General features: G+C 72.3%; 14 protein-coding genes. 7 read left to right on the forward strand and 7 right to left on the reverse strand.

Annotation, left to right across the window (positions count from 1 at the left end; translation table 11 throughout):
* Nucleotide 1: 1 nt before the first annotated feature.
* The 6 genes from AB0B02_RS29630 to AB0B02_RS29655 form a co-directional block, all read right to left on the reverse strand.
* Nucleotides 2-667: an LUD domain-containing protein gene (locus AB0B02_RS29630; RefSeq protein ID WP_357305921.1), complete on the reverse strand. Its 666-nt coding sequence runs from the start codon at nt 665-667 to the stop codon at nt 2-4.
* Nucleotides 634-2,052, reverse strand: coding sequence for a lactate utilization protein B (locus AB0B02_RS29635; RefSeq protein ID WP_281942625.1), 1,419 nt, complete (start codon nt 2,050-2,052; stop codon nt 634-636). Before AB0B02_RS29635 ends, AB0B02_RS29630 begins: the two co-directional genes overlap by 34 nt.
* Before the next feature lie 20 nt (nt 2,053-2,072).
* Nucleotides 2,073-2,807, reverse strand: a complete 735-nt coding sequence (locus AB0B02_RS29640; RefSeq protein ID WP_357305923.1) for a (Fe-S)-binding protein — start codon at nt 2,805-2,807, stop codon at nt 2,073-2,075.
* Nucleotides 2,808-2,919: 112 nt separating this feature from the next.
* The gene (locus tag AB0B02_RS29645; protein WP_281940325.1) at nt 2,920-3,888 is read right to left on the reverse strand and encodes an aldo/keto reductase; all 969 of its coding nucleotides are present in this window, start codon (nt 3,886-3,888) and stop codon (nt 2,920-2,922) included.
* Nucleotides 3,888-4,730, reverse strand: coding sequence for an SDR family oxidoreductase (locus AB0B02_RS29650; RefSeq protein WP_357305927.1), 843 nt, complete (start codon nt 4,728-4,730; stop codon nt 3,888-3,890). Before AB0B02_RS29650 ends, AB0B02_RS29645 begins: the two co-directional genes overlap by 1 nt.
* Nucleotides 4,727-5,584, reverse strand: coding sequence for a fumarylacetoacetate hydrolase family protein (locus AB0B02_RS29655; RefSeq protein WP_357305930.1), 858 nt, complete (start codon nt 5,582-5,584; stop codon nt 4,727-4,729). The genes AB0B02_RS29650 and AB0B02_RS29655 overlap by 4 nt, the downstream gene beginning before the upstream one ends.
* A gap of 355 nt (nt 5,585-5,939) precedes the next feature.
* Here AB0B02_RS29655 and AB0B02_RS29660 point away from each other — a divergent pair, with 355 nt between their 5' ends.
* From AB0B02_RS29660 to AB0B02_RS29690, 7 genes are all read left to right on the forward strand, one after another.
* Complete coding sequence (locus tag AB0B02_RS29660; RefSeq protein ID WP_357305933.1) at nt 5,940-8,321, forward strand: glycoside hydrolase family 95 protein; 2,382 nt, start codon at nt 5,940-5,942, stop codon at nt 8,319-8,321.
* A gap of 227 nt (nt 8,322-8,548) precedes the next feature.
* On the forward strand, nt 8,549-9,592 hold the full coding sequence (locus AB0B02_RS29665; RefSeq protein ID WP_357305936.1) for a LacI family DNA-binding transcriptional regulator: 1,044 nt from the start codon (nt 8,549-8,551) through the stop codon (nt 9,590-9,592).
* A 78-nt stretch (nt 9,593-9,670) separates the two neighbouring features.
* Nucleotides 9,671-10,975, forward strand: a complete 1,305-nt coding sequence (locus AB0B02_RS29670) for an extracellular solute-binding protein (protein ID WP_357305940.1) — start codon at nt 9,671-9,673, stop codon at nt 10,973-10,975.
* A 67-nt stretch (nt 10,976-11,042) separates the two neighbouring features.
* On the forward strand, nt 11,043-12,014 hold the full coding sequence (locus tag AB0B02_RS29675) for a sugar ABC transporter permease (RefSeq protein WP_281940317.1): 972 nt from the start codon (nt 11,043-11,045) through the stop codon (nt 12,012-12,014).
* A gap of 1 nt (nt 12,015) precedes the next feature.
* Complete coding sequence (locus AB0B02_RS29680; RefSeq protein WP_281940316.1) at nt 12,016-12,891, forward strand: carbohydrate ABC transporter permease; 876 nt, start codon at nt 12,016-12,018, stop codon at nt 12,889-12,891.
* Complete coding sequence (gene yicI / locus AB0B02_RS29685) at nt 12,888-15,131, forward strand: alpha-xylosidase (protein ID WP_357305945.1); 2,244 nt, start codon at nt 12,888-12,890, stop codon at nt 15,129-15,131. The genes AB0B02_RS29680 and yicI overlap by 4 nt, the downstream gene beginning before the upstream one ends.
* Nucleotides 15,128-16,543, forward strand: a complete 1,416-nt coding sequence (locus AB0B02_RS29690) for a GH1 family beta-glucosidase (RefSeq protein WP_357305948.1) — start codon at nt 15,128-15,130, stop codon at nt 16,541-16,543. Before yicI ends, AB0B02_RS29690 begins: the two co-directional genes overlap by 4 nt.
* Here AB0B02_RS29690 and AB0B02_RS29695 read toward each other — a convergent pair.
* Nucleotides 16,540-17,367, reverse strand: a complete 828-nt coding sequence (locus tag AB0B02_RS29695) for an SAM-dependent methyltransferase (RefSeq protein ID WP_107155368.1) — start codon at nt 17,365-17,367, stop codon at nt 16,540-16,542. The two genes, AB0B02_RS29690 and AB0B02_RS29695, sit on opposite strands and share 4 nt — an antisense overlap.
* Nucleotides 17,368-17,687 lie beyond the last annotated feature (320 nt).

Here is a 17,687-nt window from a genome sequence, read left to right on the forward strand (position 1 = left end):
GTCATCCGCCGCCGGTGCCCGGGGCGACGACCAGCACGACGAGGTTCCTGGGGCCGTGCACGCCCTCGACCCGGTTCAGTTCGATGTCGCTCGTGGCGGACGGGCCACTGATCCACGTCAACGGACGCGCGCCGTCCAGCCGGGCGACGGCCTCGGGCACGGTGCCGACGATCGCCGCCGCCGGCACGACGCAGACGTGCACGTCGGGCACCAGCGTGAGCGCACGCCGCCCCTGGCCCGGTCCGCCGTCGAGAACGATCGTGCCGGTCTCCGCGATCGCCACCGCGCAGCCGGTCAGCACCCCGTCGCAGCCGTCCAACTCGCCGACGGACAGCGCGGGTGAGTCGACGCGCAGCTCGACGGCTGCCCCGGCCCACCATTCGCCGGGCAGGTCGGGCGGCACGGCGAGCGTGCCGACCGCCGCGTTCCGCAACTCCGCCGCCACCGCGGCGGCAAGCATCGCCGGTGCGACGACCCGGACCCGGGCCCGGTAGTCGCCGACCCGCTGGGCGAACAACCGCACCACGTCCCCGGTGTCGGCCGCGCGCGCGTACCGCCGGGGCACCTCGACCTCGGCGTCCGGCCGCCCGGCGAGCGCGGCCCGCACCCGCGCGAGGATCTCGTCCCGGGCGTTCACCGGCCCGGCCCCGGCCGGTGCCGTCGCCACCAGGCGCGGAACGACCGCGCCGGGGGTACGGGCAGGTCGCGCGCCCGGGTCCAGCCGGCCAGCGGGCCGGGCAGCGGGCCGATCCGTCCCCGGCGCCCGAGCAGCGCTCCGGCCAGGGCGCCGAGCCGCTGTGCGGCGGCGAGCCGGCGCGGGCCGGCGAGCGTCCACGCCGCGGCGCGCATCACCGCCCGCTCCGGCGACAGCGGACCGCGCGTCGCGTCGACCGCCCGGGCCCGCAGGTGCACGAGGACGGCCGGGATGTCGATGCGCACCGGGCACGCCTCGTAGCAGGCGCCGCAGAGCGTGGAGGCGTACGGCAGGCTGGCCGCCACCGGGTCGTCACGCATGCCCCGCAACTGCGGGGTGAGGATCGCGCCGATCGGCCCGGGGTACGGCGATCCGTACGCGTGCCCGCCGGTGCGTTCGTAGACCGGGCACACGTTGAGGCAGGCGGAGCAACGGATGCAGCGCAGCGCCTGCCGGCCGACGTCGTCGGCGAGCACGTCGGTGCGGCCGTTGTCGAGCAGCACCACGTGGACCTCCCGCGGTCCGTCGCCGGGGTGCACGCCGCGCCACGTCGAGGTGTACGGATTCATCCGCTCCCCGGTGGAGGAGCGCGGCAGCAGTTGCAGCATCACCTCCAGGTCGGCCCAGGTCGGCACCAGCTTCTCGATGCCGACGACGCTGATCAGGACCTCCGGCAGGGTCAGGCACATCCGGCCGTTGCCCTCGGACTCCACCACGACCAGGGCGCCCGACTCGGCGACGGCGAAGTTCGCGCCGGACACGGCGACGCGGGCGGTGAGGAACTTGCGCCGCAGGTGTCGGCGGGCGGCGGCGGCGAGCACGGCCGGCTCGTCGGTCAGGTCGTCCGGGGCGTCCGGCATCTCCCGCCGGAAGATGTCCCTGATCTGGGACCGGTTGCGGTGGATCGCCGGGACCAGGATGTGGGAGGGCAGGTCGTCGCCGAGCTGCACGATCAGTTCGGCCAGGTCGGTCTCGTACGCGGTGATCCCGGCCGCGGCGAGCGCGGCGTTCAGGTCGATCTCCTGGGTGACCATGGACTTGACCTTGATCACCTCGTCGGCGTCGGCGGCACGGACCAGGTCGACGACGATCCGGTTGGCCTCCGCCGCGTCGCGCGCCCAGTGCACGACGGCCCCGGCCGCGCGGGCCTGCTCCTCGAACCGCAGCAGGTGGCGGTCGAGGTGTCGGAGCGTCCGGTCCTTGATCGCGGCACCGGCCTCGCGCAGGTGCTCCCAGTCCGCGCGCTCGGCCACCACGGCCTCCCGCTTGGCGCGGATGGTCGTGGTCGCGGTGCGCAGGTTGGCGCGGAGCTGCTGGTCGGCCAGCGCCCTGCGGGCCGCCTCCGGGAAGGCCGGCATGCCCAGCCAGGTGGCTCCGCTCACGGACGCTCCCCCGCCGCGAGGATGTCGGCGTAGTGCATGACCCGCACCCCCGACCGGGCCCGCGACAGCAGACCGCCGACGTGCAGCAGACAGGAGTTGTCGGCGGCGGTGAGGACCTCGGCGCCGGTGGCGAGCACCTGCCGCACCTTGTCCCGGCCCATCGCGACCGAGACGTCCGGGTTCTTCAGCGCGAACGTGCCGCCGAATCCGCAGCACTCGCGGGCGTCGGGGAGGTCGACCAGGTCGAGGCCGCGTACGGCGCGCAGCAGCGTCACCGGTCGTTCGCCGAGCCCGAGCATCCGCAGCCCGTGGCAGGTGGGGTGGTAGGTGACCCGGTGCGGGAAGCGGGCCCCCACGTCGGTCACCCGCAGCACGTCGACGAGCAGTTCGCTGAACTCGTACACCCGGGGCGCGGTGACCGCGACCGCCTCGGCGAGGCCCTGGTCGCCGGCGACCGCGGCGACCCGACGGTGGTGTTCGCGCACCATCGCCACGCAGGACGCGGACGGGGAGACCACCACGTCGGCGTCGGCGAAGTCGGCCACGAACCTGCGGACCAGTGGCACGCACTCGCGCTGGTAACCGGTGTTGAAGTGCAGTTGGCCGCAGCAGGTCTGGGCGATCGGGAACGTCACCCGGTGGCCGAGCCGTTCGAGGACCCGCAGCACGGCCCGACCGGTGCCGGGGGCCATGGTGTCGTTGACGCAGGTGACGAAGAGGGCGATCCGCACGGTCAGCCCCTCTCCCGGGACGGGCGGCGGGCCGGCGACCGCGGCGCCGGCCGATGCGCGTTCACGGCCGAGCGTAGCCGCGTCGGGCGGTGCCGCCCAGCGTCGTCCACGATCACGGTTCGATGAGCCCTTCCGCGACGAGGTCGGCCCAGAGCGCGTCGGGGACCGGCGCGGCGGCGAGCGTGAGGTTCCGCCGCACCTGGGCCGGTGTCTTCGCGCCGAGCACCAGCGTCGCGACGGCGGGATGCCGCGCGACGAAGGCCATCGCCGCCTGCGGCAGGGTGACGCCGTGGGCGCGGCACACCTCGGCGATCCGCAGCGCCCTGGCGTACAACGCGTCCGGGATCGGCCGGTAGTCGTAGGTGCGGCCGGGCGTGGCGGTGGCGAGCACGCCGCTGTTGAACACGCCGGCGGCGAGCACCCCCACGCCGCGTTCCCGGCAGCGGGGCAGCAGGATCCGCTGCGCGGACTGGTCGAGCAGGGTGTAGCGGCCGGCGAGCATGACGGTGTCCACGTCGGTGTCGGTGACGAACCGGTCCAGCATCTGCCACTGGTTCATGCCGACCCCGATCGCGCCGACCACGCCCTGGTCGCGCAGCTCGTGCAGGGCCGGGTACGCCTCGTCGACCGCCTGCCGCCAGTGGTCGTCCGGGTCGTGGATCAGCACCACGTCCACCCGGTCCAGGCCGAGGCGGTCCAGGCTGGACTCCAGCGAGCGGCGTACCCCGTCGGCGCTGAAGTCCCACCGGCGCTCGTGGTCGGCGGGCACGTCGAACCCGCCCGCGTCGTCGCGCCGGTCGGCGGTGCCCGGCGACGGCACCAGCAGGCGGCCCACCTTGGTGGAGACGGTGAACCGGTCGCGGGGTCGGGTGGCGAGGGCCGCGCCGAGGCGGCGCTCGGACAGGCCGAGTCCGTAGTGCGGGGCGGTGTCGAAGTAGCGGATCCCGGCCTGCCACGCGGCGTCGAGGGCGCCGCGGGCGTCGTCGTCCTCGACGGTCCGGTACAGGTTGCCGATCCCGGCCGCCCCGAACCCGATCTCGGTGACCCGGACCGCCGAGCGGCCCACCCGGCTGGTCCTCATCACCGCTCCCGTCGGCCCTGGGCCGGGCCGTCGGGCGACCCGGCCGGGTGCCCCCGGGTCGGCGACGACGACGGATCGTCGCCGGCCGGGGCGGCCGGGCGGGGGCGCAGGCCGTGCATGCCGCCGTCGACGGCGAGCACGGTTCCGGTGGTGGCGGCGGCCAGCGGACCGGCCAGGTAGGCGATGGCGGCGGCCACCTCGTCGGCGGAGACCAACCGGCCCAGGGGCTGCCGGGCGCGCAGCGCGGCGAGTTCGGCGGCCGGGTCGGCGGTCGTGTCGAGCAGTCTGCGGACCCAGGGGGTGTCGGCGGTGCCGGGGTTGACGCAGTTGACCCGGATGCCCTCGGCCACGTGGTCGGCGGCCATGGCGAGGGTCAGGGCCTGCACGGCGCCCTTGGTCGCGCTGTAGAGCGCCCGGTCGGGCAGCCCGACGCTCGCCGCGATCGAACAGGTGTTTACCACGGCGGCGTGGGTCGAGGCGCGCAGTGCCGGCAGGGCCGCCCGGGTGACCCGGACGATGCCGACGACGTTGACGTCGAAGACCCGGTGCCACTCGTCGTCCGGGTTCGCCTCGACGGTGCCCCGGGCGCCGACGCCGGCGTTGTTGACCAGGATGTCGATGCCGTCGAGGCGGTCGGTCGCGGCGGCCACCGCCTGGATCACCGAGGCGTCGTCGGTGACGTCGCAGCGCAGGGCGTGCAGCGGGGCGGGCACGCCGCCGGGGTCCAGGTCGAGGCAGGCGACGGCCGCTCCCCGCGCGGCGAGCAGCCGGGCGGTGGCCAGGCCGATGCCGGAGCCGCCGCCGGTCACCACGGCTCGCAGGCCGCTGAACTCGGCGGTCACGTGGCCTCCCCCACGGTCTGGCGTTGGTTGCCGAGGCCGTCGATCTCGACCTCGACGACGTCGCCGGCGCGCAGGTAGGGCTTGGGGTCCGGCAGGCCCAGCGCCACTCCGGCCGGGGTTCCGGTGTTGATGAGGTCGCCCGGTTCGAGCACCATGAACCGGCTGACGTAGCGGATGATCTCGGCGACCGGGAAGAACATGTTCGCGGTGTGGCCGTCCTGGCGGCGGCGTCCGTTGACGCTCAGGCGCAGCCCGAGATCCTGCGGGTCGGGGATCTCGTCGGCGGTGACCAGCCACGGCCCGAGCGGGTTGAACGTCTCGCACGACTTGCCCTTGTCCCACTGGCCGCCCCGTTCGAGCTGGAACTCCCGTTCGGAGAGGTCGTTCGAGACGGCGTAGCCGGCGACACAGGCCAGCGCCTCGGCGTCGCTGTCCAGGTAGCGGGCGGTGCGGCCGATGACGACCGCCAGCTCGACCTCCCAGTCGGTCTTGACGCTGCCCCGGGGGATCAGCACCCGGTCGTTCGGGCCGACCACGGTGTTCGGCGCCTTCAGGAACAGGACCGGCTCGGCCGGCGGCTCGACGCCGGTCTCCGCCGCGTGGTCGGCGTAGTTCAGCCCGACGCACACGATCTTGCCGGGGCGGGTGATCGGGGCGCCGGTCCGCAGCGCGGAGTCCGCGAGCACGGGCAGTTCACCGCCCGCGACCGCGGCTCGCGCCACCTCGACGCCCCCGTCGGCGAGGAACGCCCCGTCGATCTCGGTCGTCACGCCGGAGAGGTCCACGAGCCGACCGTCCGCGTCCAACGCCGCCGGACGTTCCTGGCCGACCGTCCCCACTCGAAGCAGCTTCACTCCACACCCTCCGGCCAGACATCGGATCTGTCGCCTGGTTTGTATAGTGGGGCAACTAATTGTGCGGCAAGAGGGGTCGCGCCATTCGCCGCAAGAGATCGGATGACCTTCCCCGGCAGCGGGACGGACGGGCACCCCGACCTCCTCGCTGAACATCCGATGTCTTTGACGTACTCGCCGCAGGTCCTCGGCCCGCCATCGGGCGAATGGGCCGGGCGGCGCCTTGCTCACGGACAGCGCCGCCGGTAGCGTCCGCGCAACACATCCGATGTGTGGACGACCGAGGGGTTGCCATGCCGTTCCTGACGACGAAAGCTCGGACCCGCCCCGACACCCACGCCGCCGCGGCGCCGCGTTGACCGCCGTCACGGCGGTCACGGCTCCCGGGCTGCCCGGCCCGCTCGCCGGACCGCCGCCGAGCGGCATGATCCTCTGGTACGACAAGCCCGCCACCGACTGGGAGTCGCAGTCACTGCCCATCGGCAACGGCGCCCTCGGCGCCTCGGTCTTCGGCGGGGTCCGGGCCGAACGGCTCCAGTTCAACGAGAAGTCGCTGTGGACCGGCGGCCCCGGCTCCCCCGGCTACGACTTCGGTGACTGGACCACGCCGCGCCCCGGCGCGATCGACGAGGTCCAGCGGCGGATCAACGCCGACACGCGGGTCGACCCGTCCTGGGTGGCCGACAGGCTGGGGCAGCCGAGGAGCGGGTTCGGCTGCTACCAGCCCTTCGGTGACGTGCGGCTGTCCTTCCCGGACACGCCGGCCGACCACACCGACTACCGCCGGCAGCTCGACATCTCCGACGCCACGGCCGGCGTCGCGTACACCGCCGCCGGGGTCCGCCACATCCGCGAGTACTTCGCCTCCGCCCCCGACAACGTCCTCGTCGCCCGGCTCACCGCCGACCGGCCGGGCAGCATCGGGTTCACCCTGTTCGTCACCACCGCGTCCAACCGGTCACGGCGCCTCTCCGCCGCGCACGGGCGGATCACGTTCCGCGGACGCCTCGACGACAACGGGCTGCGCTTCGAGGCGCAGGTGCAGGTGGTCCACGCCGGCGGCACCCGGGTCGACAACGGCGACGGCACGGTCACCGTCGAGGGCGCGGACGCCGTCACGCTGATCATGGCCGCCGGCACCGACTACGCCAACGACCATCCGACGTACCGGGGAGACGACCCGCACGCGGCGGTGACCGCGCGGGTCGACGCGGCGGCGGCCACGCCGTACCCGGCGTTGCGGGCCGCCCACGTCCGCGACCACCGGAAGCTGTTCCAGCGGCTCACGCTCGACATCGGCCAGCGGATGCCGGCCGTCCCCACCGACCAGCTCCTGCTCAGCTACCGGCGCGGGCGGGCGGACCCGGCCGCCCGCAGGGCCCTGGAGGTGCTCTTCTTCCAGTACGGTCGCTACCTGCTCGTCGCGTCCTCCCGGGCCGGCTCGCTGCCGGCGAACCTGCAGGGCGTCTGGAACAACTCGACCAGCCCGCCCTGGTCGGCGGACTACCACACCAACATCAACTTCCAGATGAACTACTGGCCCGCCGAGACGACGAACCTCGCCGAGACGACCCTGCCGTTCTTCGACCACGTCGACGCCATGGTCGCGCCCGGCCGGATCAGCGCCAGGAAGATCTACGACAACCGCGGCTGGGTGGTGCACAACGAGACGAACCCGTTCGGCTTCACCGGCGTGCACGACCACCCCACCTCGTTCTGGATGCCGGAGGCCGGGGCGTGGCTGGCGCAGCACTACCACGAGCACTATCGGTTCACCCGGGACGAGACGTTCCTGCGCGAGCGGGCGTACCCGCTGATGAAGGAGCTGGCCCGGTTCTGGCTCGACGAGCTGGTCGTCGACCCGCGCGACGGCAGGCTGGTGGTGAGCCCCAGCTTCTCCCCGGAGCACGGTGACTTCTCGGCCGGCGCGTCGATGTCCCAGCAGATCGTGTGGGACCTGCTGACCAACGTGTCGGAGGCCGCCGCGACGGTGCGCGAGCCGGACGCCGCGTTCCGCGAACGGATCGCCGAGACGCTGGCCAAGCTCGACCCGGGCATCCGGGTCGGCGCGTGGGGGCAGTTGCGGGAATGGAAGGAGGACTGGGACGACGAGGGCGACACCCACCGGCACGTCTCGCACCTGTTCGGCCTCTTTCCCGGCCGGCAGATCTGCCCGCTGACCACGCCCGGGTACGCCAGGGCGGCGGACGTCTCGCTGACCGCGCGGGGTGACGGCGGCACCGGCTGGAGCAAGGCCTGGAAGATCAACTTCTGGGCCCGGCTGCGGCACGGCAACCACTCCCACCGGATGCTCTCCGAGCTGCTCAGGTCGAGCACGCTCGACAACCTGTGGGACAACCACCCGCCGTTCCAGATCGACGGCAACTTCGGCGCCACCGCGGGGGTCGCGGAAATGCTGCTGCAGAGCCACCGCGGCGTCATCGACGTGCTGCCCGCGCTCCCCGACGACTGGGCCGACGGCTCGGTCCGCGGCCTGCGCGCCCGCGGCGACGTCACGGTCGACGCCGAGTGGAGCGGGCGCACCGCGACCCGCATCACGCTGACCGCCGGCAGCGGCGGATCGCTTCGGGTCCGCAGCACCTTGTTCGACGGCCGGTTCCAGGTCACCGACCGCACCACCCGCCGCCCGGTCGACGTCACCCGGGACGGGTCGGAGATCCGGTTCACCGCGACCGCCGGACACCGGCACACGGCCGAGTCGCTCGCGCGCGGGTGACGCCGAGGTGACCAGCTCGGGCCGCTGAGGTGACCGGCTCGGTCCGCTACCGCCGGCTGTTCGGCCGCCAGCCGGCCGGCCACCCTCGCGGACCGGTGGCGTGACGTCTTTCGACATCGGCTATTGACGTCGCCGAAACAGCGGCCTAGCGTCTGTCGAACCGCTTCGTCGAAGCGCTTCGACGATCATTCGAACGCGGTGCCACGCCCGGCCGGAGGAGGTGCGCGATGGCCACCATGCACGACGTCGCCCGCCTGGCCCAGGTCTCGGTCAGCACCGTGTCCTACGTGCTCACCGGCACCCGGCCGATCTCCCCGGCCACCCGGGCCAAGGTGCGCGCCGCCATGACCGAGCTGGACTACCAGCCCAACGCCATGGCCCGCGGCCTGGCCAGCCGACGCAGCCGGATCCTGGGCCTGCTGCTGCCGATGGACGAGCGCGGCCTCGGCGCGACCGAGACGGCGTTCGTCACCGGGGCGGCCGCGGCGGCCAGCGCCGTCGGCTACCACCTGGTCCTGTCGCCCGTCGGGGGTGGCGGCGACCTCGACGACCTGCGCCGGCTGGCCAGCCAGCGGATGTTCGACGGCGTCGTGCTGATGGAGGTGAAGCTCGCCGACGAGCGGGTCGCCGCGCTCCAGGAGGCCGGTGTGCCGCTGGTGCTGATCGGGCGCACCGGGGACACCGACGGGCTCTCCTACGTCGACATCGACTTCGGGCAGACCGTACGGGAGGCGGTGGCGCACCTGGTCGGGCTGGGGCACCGGCAGATCGTCTACGTCAACCACTCGGCGCAGACCCTGACCCGCGGTTACGGCCCGGCGCTGCGCACCCGGGACGCCTTTGTCACGGCCATGACCGGCCACGGCCTGGAACCGGTCATGATCCCGGCCGAGGACAGCGCCGCCGGCGGCCGGGCGGCGCTGGCCGCCGCCCTGACGCGGGCGCCGGGCCTGACGGCCGTGCTGGCCATGAACGAGACGGCGATCTTCGGCATCCTCGGCGAGCTGACCGCGCGGGGGCTGTCCGTGCCCGACGACGTCTCGGTCGTCTCGATGGTCACCTCGCCGCAGGTCGCCGAGCTGGCCACCCCGGCGCTGACCGCGATGACGTCGCCCGGATCGGCGATGGGCCGGATCGCGATCGAGGCGCTGGTGCGTCACCTGGACGGGGCCGGCGACGAGCGACACCAGCAACTGCTGCCGTGCGCGCTGGAGATCCGGGGCTCGACCGCAGCCCCACGAAGCCGCCAACTCATGGGGGCTGACCAGTAGAAACGGCCCGTCGCCGCGCGGCAACGCGACGACGGACCCAGTGAAGTACCGGCTCGATACTCAACGAGGAGGATAGCAATGCAGCGATTCCGCCGGATCGTCGCGGCGCTCGCCCTGGCGGCGACCGCGACGACCACCGTGGCCGCGTGCGGGGGCGACGACAGCGGTGACGACAGCGGGGCCAAGACCCTCAAGCTCTGGCACTACGAGGGCGAGAACAGCGCGATGGGGGTCGGCTGGGACCGGGCCATCGAGATCTTCAAGGCCGAGCACCCGGGCGTGGAGGTGCGCTTCGAGCGCAAGGCGTTCGAGCAGATCCAGCAGAACGCCGGCATGATCATCAACTCGTCCGAGGGCCCGGACATCATGGAGTACAACAAGGGCAACGCGACGGCCGGCCTGCTGTCCTCCCAGGGCCTGCTCACCGACCTCAGCGACGAGGCGGAGAAGCGCGGCTGGGCCGGCAAGCTCAGCCCCAGCCTCCAGACCACCGCCCGCTACACCGACAAGGGCGTGATGGGGTCGGGCAACTGGTTCGGCGTGCCGAACTACGGCGAGTACGTCACGGTCTATTACAACAAGGACCTGTTCGACCGCAACGGCGTCACGGTGCCCACCACCATGGCCGAGATGACCGCCGCGATGGACACCTTCGTCAGCAGGAAGATCACCCCGCTGGGCATGGCCGGCGCCGAGTACCCGGCCGGGCAACTCTTCTACCAGCTGGCCCTGTCGAAGGCCGACCGGACGTTCGTCGACGACTACCAGCTCTACAAGAACCCGGTCGACTTCAAGGCCGACCCGCTGAAGTACGGCGCGGACACCTTCGCCGACTGGGTGCGGAAGGGCTACGTGGCCAAGAACTCGGCGAGCCTCAAGGCCGAGGACATGGGCACCGCGTTCATCGCCGGCAAGACGCCGATGATCGTCTCGGGGAGCTGGTGGTACGGCCGCTTCAAGGCCGAGATGAAGGCCAACTGGGACACCTTCCTGTTCCCGGGCAACAGGCTGAACGCCGGCTCGTCCGGCAACCTCTGGGTCGTCCCGACGAACAGCAAGGCCAAGAGCCTGGCGTACGACTTCATCGACATCACCCTGCGTCCGGAGATCCAGGACCTGATCGGCAACAACGGTGGTGTCCCGGTGGCCGGCGACCCCGCCAGGATCACCGACCCGAAGGACCGCAAGCTGATCGAGGACTTCAACACGGTCAGCAAGCAGGACGGTCTGGCCTTCTACCCGGACTGGCCGGTGCCCGGCTACTACGACGTGCTGGTCGGCGGGTTCCAGGGCCTGATCAACGGGTCCAAGTCCCCCGACCAGGTGCTCGACACGATCGCCAAGCCGTACGCCGACGGCGTCAAGGAGATCACCGGCAAGTGACACGGCGAGCGGCGGGCGCGACCGGCACGACCGGTGCGCCCGGCCGCCCCGCCGGGAAGGATCCGCCATGGCAGTCTCCGACACCGTCGCCGCCGCGCCGTCCGCGGCGACCCCCGCCCCCGCTCCCCCGTCCCGCCGCCGACAGCGGGGCCGCGACGCGGCGTACTGGCTCTACCTGCTCCCCGGAGCGGCGCTGTTCGTCCTGGTCATCGGCGCGCCGCTGGTCGGCACCGGCTACCTGTCGCTGACCCGGTGGTCGGGGGTCGGTGACCCCACGTTCGTCGGGTTGGACAACTACCGGCGGTTGCTGGACGACGAGGTGTTCTGGGCGTCGTTCCGCAACACCGTGGCGATGATCGTCGCGATGGTGGTGGTGCCGACCCTGCTCGGGCTGCTGCTCGCCTCGGTGCTCTTCGACGTCGTCGGGCGTCGGTTCAAGCCGCGTACGGCGGCGGCGTTGCGGGCCGCGTTCTACCTGCCGCAGGTGCTGCCCGTGGTGGTCGCCGGCATCGTGTGGGGCTGGATCCTGCGCCCCGACGGCGCGTTCAACAGCCTGCTCGACGCGGTCGGTCTCGGGGCGCTGCGTCACGACTGGCTGGGCGACCCGGACACCGCGCTGCCGGTGGTGATGGCGGTGATGATCTGGGTGCAGATCGGCTACCCGGTGGTCGTGTTCATGGCGGCGTTGCAGCGGGTCGACCCGGAGCTGTACGAGGCGGCCGAGGTCGACGGGGCGAACTGGCTGCGCCGGTTCCGGGCGATCACGCTGCCGCAGATCCGGCCGGAGACGTTCGTGGTGGCGCTGACCTGCACCATCGCCGCGTTGAAGGTGTTCGGGCCGATCTTCGCGCTGACCCGGGGCGGCCCGGAGAACGCCACCAACGTGCCGTCGTACTTCGCGTACTACACGTTCTTCAAGAAGCTCCAGGTCGGGTACGGCTCCGCGATCTCCACCGTGCTCACGGTGATCATCGTCGTGGTGGCCGTGGTCTTCATCGGGGTGCAGGCCCGCAGCGAGCGCCGGGACCGGGGGATCTGACATGGCAGTCACGATCACCGGTGCCCCGCCGCGCCGGCCGGTGCGCGACCGGCACCACCGGGGCGTCAGCCGGTGGGTGGTGCTCGCCGGCGTCACCATCGGCGCGCTCGTCATGCTGGTGCCGTTCGCGTTCATGCTGCTCAACGCGTTCAAGTCGCCCGGTGACTACTCGTCGGGCGGCCCGCTGAGCTGGCCGACCGAGTTCTACACCAGGGGTCTGCGGACGTACTGGTCCGAGGTGAACTTCCCGCTCAAGCTGTGGAACTCGGCGCTGATCGCCGGGTCCGTGGCGGTGCTCGGCGTCGTCGTGTCGCTGCTCAACGCGTACGCCCTGGGGATCGGCCGGGTCCGCGGCCGGCTCTGGATCGTCGGGGTGTTCCTGCTGGCCAACATGCTGCCGCAGGAGGCGCTGATCTACCCGCTGTACTACGTGGCCAAGGAGATCGGCCTCTACAACACCCGACTGTCGGTGATCATCATCTTCACCGTCATCCAGAGCGCGTTCGGCACCTACCTGCTCGCCTCGGTGCTTGGTACGTTCCCGCGCTCACTGCTGGAGGCCGCGGCGCTGGACGGCGCCGGCAAGTGGACGGTGCTGTGGCGGGTGGTCTTCCCCAACCTGCGGCCGACCCTCGCCGTCCTGCTCATCTTCTTCTTCATCTGGACCTGGAACGAGTTCCTCATCCCGCTGGTCATGCTGATCGACAACCAGACGCAGACCATCCCGGTCGCGCTCGCGTCGTTGCAGGGCGACCGCCTGATGGACGCCCCGACGACGAACGCCGGCGCGTTGCTCAGCCTGGTGCCGGCCATCCTCTTCTTCCTCATCTTCCAGCGCACTCTGGCGCGCGGCATCACGGCAGGAGCCGAGAAGTGAAGTTCACCGACGGGTACTGGCAACTGCGCCCGGGGGTCAGCGTGCTGCGCCCCGGCACGGTGGAATCGGTCGAGATGGACGAGCGTGGCTTCACCGTCTTCGCGCCGGCCGGTCAGATCAACGGCCGGGGCGACACGCTCAACCGCCCGGTCGTCACCGTCCGGTTCTTCTCCCCCGCGCCCGGCGTGGTCGGGGTGACCATCGGCCACCACAGCGGCGGGCTGCCCCGCGAACCCCACTTCGGGTTGCGCACCGACGACACCCACCCGGTCACCGTCGACATCACCGGGATCAGCGCGTCGCTGACCACCGGCGAGCTGACCGTCCGGGTCGCGCTTGTCGACGGGTGGCGGGTCGAGTTCCGGCACGGCGACCGGCTGGTCACGGCGTCCACCGGGCGCAGCGTCGGGATCGTCACCGACGGCGAGGGCCGCCGGTACGTGCACGAACGGCTCGCGCTCGGCGTCGGCGAGACGGTGTACGGGCTGGGCGAGCGGTTCGGCCCGTTCGTGAAGAACGGCCAGACGGTCGACGTGTGGAACGCCGACGGCGGCACCGCCAGCGAGCAGGCGTACAAGAACGTGCCGTTCTATCTCAGCAGCGCCGGGTACGGCGTGTTCGTGGACCACCCGGAGCACGTGTCGTTCGAGGTCGGCTCCGAGGTCGTCGCGCAGACCCAGTTCAGCGTCGAGGGCCAGTCGCTGACCTACCACGTCGTCGACGGGCCCACCCCGAAGGACGTGCTGCGCCGCTACACGGCGCTGACCGGCCGACCGGCCCGGGTGCCCGCCTGGTCGTACGGGCTGTGGCTGTCCACGTCGTTCACCACGTCGTACGACGAGAAGACGGTGACCGAGTTCGTCGACGGGATGGCCGAGCGGAACCTGCCGCTGTCGGTGTTCCACTTCGACTGCTTCTGGATGCGCCAGTTCCACTGGGTCGACTTCGTCTGGGACCCGGCGACCTTCCCCGACCCGGAGGGCATGCTGCGCCGGCTGCACGAGCGCGGGCTGAAGGTGTGCGTGTGGATCAACCCGTACATCGCGCAGCGCTCGTACCTGTTCGAGGAGGGTCGCCGGGCCGGCTACCTGGTGCGCAACCCGGACGGCTCGGTGTGGCAGTGGGACAAGTGGCAGGCCGGCATGGCGCTCGTCGACTTCACCGACCCGGACGCGGTGGCCTGGTTCACCGGCAAGCTCAAGGTGCTGCTGGACATGGGCGTCGACTGCTTCAAGACCGACTTCGGCGAGCGCATCCCGACCGACGTGGTGTGGCACGACGGGTCGGACCCGCAACGCATGCACAACTACTACGCCTACCTCTACAACAAGGCGGTCTTCGAGCTGCTGGAGACCGAGCGGGGCGAGGGCGAGGCGGTGGTGTTCGCCCGCTCGGCGACCGCCGGCGGCCAGCAGTTCCCGGTGCACTGGGGCGGCGACTGCGAGTCGACGTTCGTCGCGATGGCCGAGTCGCTGCGCGGCGGGCTGTCCCTGGCCTCGTCCGGCTTCGGCTACTGGAGCCACGACATCGGCGGCTTCGAGGGCACCCCCGACCCGGCGGTGTTCAAGCGGTGGATCGCGTTCGGCCTGCTCTCCTCGCACTCGCGGCTGCACGGCTCCGGCTCGTACCGGGTGCCGTGGGCGTACGACGAGGAGGCCGTGGACGTGCTGCGGCACTTCACCCGGCTCAAGCTCCGGCTCATGCCGTACCTGGCGGCGACCGCCGAGGAGGCGCACCGCGACGGCATTCCGATGATGCGGCCGATGATCGTGGAGTTCCCGGACGATCCGGCCGTGGCGCACCTCGACCGGCAGTACATGCTCGGCTCCGACATCCTGGTCGCGCCGGTGCTCAGCGCCGACGGGCAGGTCACCTTCTACGTGCCCGCCGGCACCTGGACCCACCTGGTCACCGGCGCGCAGCTCACCGGGCCGGCCTGGGTGACCGAGAAGCACGAGTACGACAGCCTGCCGGTGCTCGTCCGGCCCGGCGCGGTCATCGGGTTCGGGGCGCGCTCCGACCGGCCCGACTACGACTGGGCCGACGGGGTGGAGCTGCGGCTCTACGCCCCGGCGGAGGGGCATCGGCAGCGGGTACGCATCCCGGCACCCGGCGAGGGGCCGGGCACGGAGTTCGAGGTGGGCTTCCGCGACGGCGTGGCGACCGCCGAGCTGGTGGCGGGCGAGTCGTCGGCGTACCACTGCGTGGTGGTGGCCGGCAGAGAGAGGACGGGACGATGACGGCACGAGACTTCCCGGAGAGCTTCGTCTGGGGTTCGGCCACGGCGGCGTACCAGGTCGAGGGCGCGGCCACCGAGGACGGCCGCGGCCCGTCCATCTGGGACACCTACAGCCACACCCCCGGGCGTACGCTGGGCGGCGACACCGGGGACGTGGCCGCCGACCACTACCACCGGTGGCCGCAGGACCTCGACCACATCGCCGAGCTGGGGCTCGGCGCGTACCGTTTCTCGATCTCCTGGCCCCGGGTGCAGCCCGGCGGTTCCGGCCGGTTCAACGCCGCCGGCCTGGACTTCTACGCTCGGCTGGTCGACGGCCTGCTGGAGCGCGGCGTCCGACCGGTGGCGACCATGTACCACTGGGACCTGCCGCAGGAGCTGGAGGACGCCGGCGGGTGGCCGGCACGGGAGACCGCGCTGCGCTTCCAGGAGTACGCGTCGGGGATCGTCACCGCGCTCGGTGACCGGGTGCACACCTGGACCACGCTCAACGAGCCCTGGTGCTCGGCGTACCTGGGATATGCCTCCGGCGTGCACGCGCCCGGCCGCACCGAACCGGCGGCCGCGCTGGCGGCGGTGCACCACCTCAACCTGGCGCACGGCCTGGCCGGACGGGTGGTCCGGGAGCTGGCGCCGAGCGCCGAGCTGTCGGTGACGCTGAACCTGCACGTCGTGCGCGGCGCGTCCGGCTCGGCCGCCGACTCCGAGACGGTCCGGCGGATCGACGCCCTCGCGAACCGGGCGTTCCTCGGCCCGATGCTGGACGGGGCGTACCCGCCCGACCTGCTGGCCGACACCGCCGCCGTCACCGACTGGTCGTTCGTGCGCCCGGGTGACGAGAAGCTGATCGCGGTGCCGCTGGACGTGCTCGGGGTCAACTACTACGCCAGCACCCTGGTCCGGGCCGGGGACGGACACACGCCCCGCTCCGACGCCGACGGCCACGGCGCCTCGGCACACACCCCGTGGGTGGGCGCCGACGACGTCGACTTCCTGCCGCAGCCCGGCCCGCACACGGCGATGGGGTGGAACATCGACCCGCCGGCCCTGACCGAGTTGCTGCTGCGGCTACGGGACGAATACCCGGGCCAGCCGTTGATGATCACCGAGAACGGCGCGGCGTTCGACGACGTGGTCTCGGCCGACGGACGGGTCCACGACGAGCGGCGGGTCGACTACCTGCGCCGGCACATCGGCGCGATGGCCGACGCCCGCGCGCGGGGCGCGGACGTCCGGGGCTACTTCGTCTGGTCGCTGCTGGACAACTTCGAGTGGGGTTACGGCTACGACCGCCGCTTCGGCATCATCCGCGTCGACTACGACACCCAGCAGCGCACCTGGAAGGACAGCGCCCACTGGTACCGCCACCTGGCCACCACCGGCCACCTCGACGGTGACGCCGCGACGACCTAGGGCTTGCGGGCGAGCAGCCCGACGAAGGTGTGGTAGGTGTCGGTCTGCTTCGGCGCGGGCGTGCCCGGATCCGGACGCCACTCGGCCAGCGGCACCAGCCCCGGCTCCAGCACCGTCAGCCCGTCGGCGAAGGAGAGGATCTCCTCGTCGGTACGCCAACGGCCGGTGCCCAGCGACTCGTTGAAGACCCGCTCGACCTCGCGGGCCTTCCGGGAGCCCTCCGGGTCCCGCTCGCCCGGGTCACGGAAGTGCGAGATCGCCACGTAACTGCCCGACGGCAGCGCGTCGATCAGCTCCGCCGACACCGCGCGCGGCTCCTCGTCGTCGCCGAGGTGGTGCAGGATCGCGAAGAGCAACAACCCGACCGGCCGGTCGAAGTCGAGGAACCGGCGGACGTCCGGATCGTCGAGGATCTCCTGCGGTCGCCGGATGTCGGCCTGGATCACCGTCGCGGTGCCCTCCGCGGCGAGCAGGGCCCGCCCGTGCGTCAGGACGATCGGGTCGTTGTCCACGTACACCACCCGGGCGTTCGGGTTGTGCTCGGTGGCGACCTCGTGCACGTTGCCCTGGGTGGGGAGCCCCGACCCGAGGTCGAGGAACTGGTCGATGCCGGCCTCGGTGACCAGGAACCGGATCACCCGGCGCAGGAAGGCCCGGTTCGCCTGGCCCGCGGCCGGCCCGTCCGGAGTGATCCGCAGGGCGTGCTCGGCGACCTTCCGGTCGACCTCGAAGTTGTCCTTACCGCCCAGGAAGTAGTCGTAGACCCGGGCCACGCTGGGAACGGTGCGGTCGATTCCGCGGGGTGCGGCCTTGTCGCGGGTCACTGGCGTCTCCATCCGATCCTGGTCGGCGCACCGGGTGTCGGGTGCGGTTCCGGACTCTGTCGGGGAGTGTAGCGACCGGACGATGTGGATCGTCGCCCCGTTGGTATCGCTCCCAGCGGATCGGCCCCGCGACCAGGAAGCACACCGGCAGACGCGGCCCGGCGTGTCGGGGGCGGACGGCACGAACTGTCCCGGCCGCCGCGACGATCGTGCCCCGGAGTGGGCCCGACCGCGCGGCCGGGCGGGCGAGCGGTCGCCACGCGGTCCCGGGCACAGGTTCGGCAGGTGGATGTGGTCGCCGCCGGCCGGGCCGCGTCGAA

Source organism: Micromonospora sp. NPDC049240 (genome assembly GCF_040647835.1).
Classification (GTDB): Bacteria; Actinomycetota; Actinomycetes; order Mycobacteriales; family Micromonosporaceae; genus Micromonospora.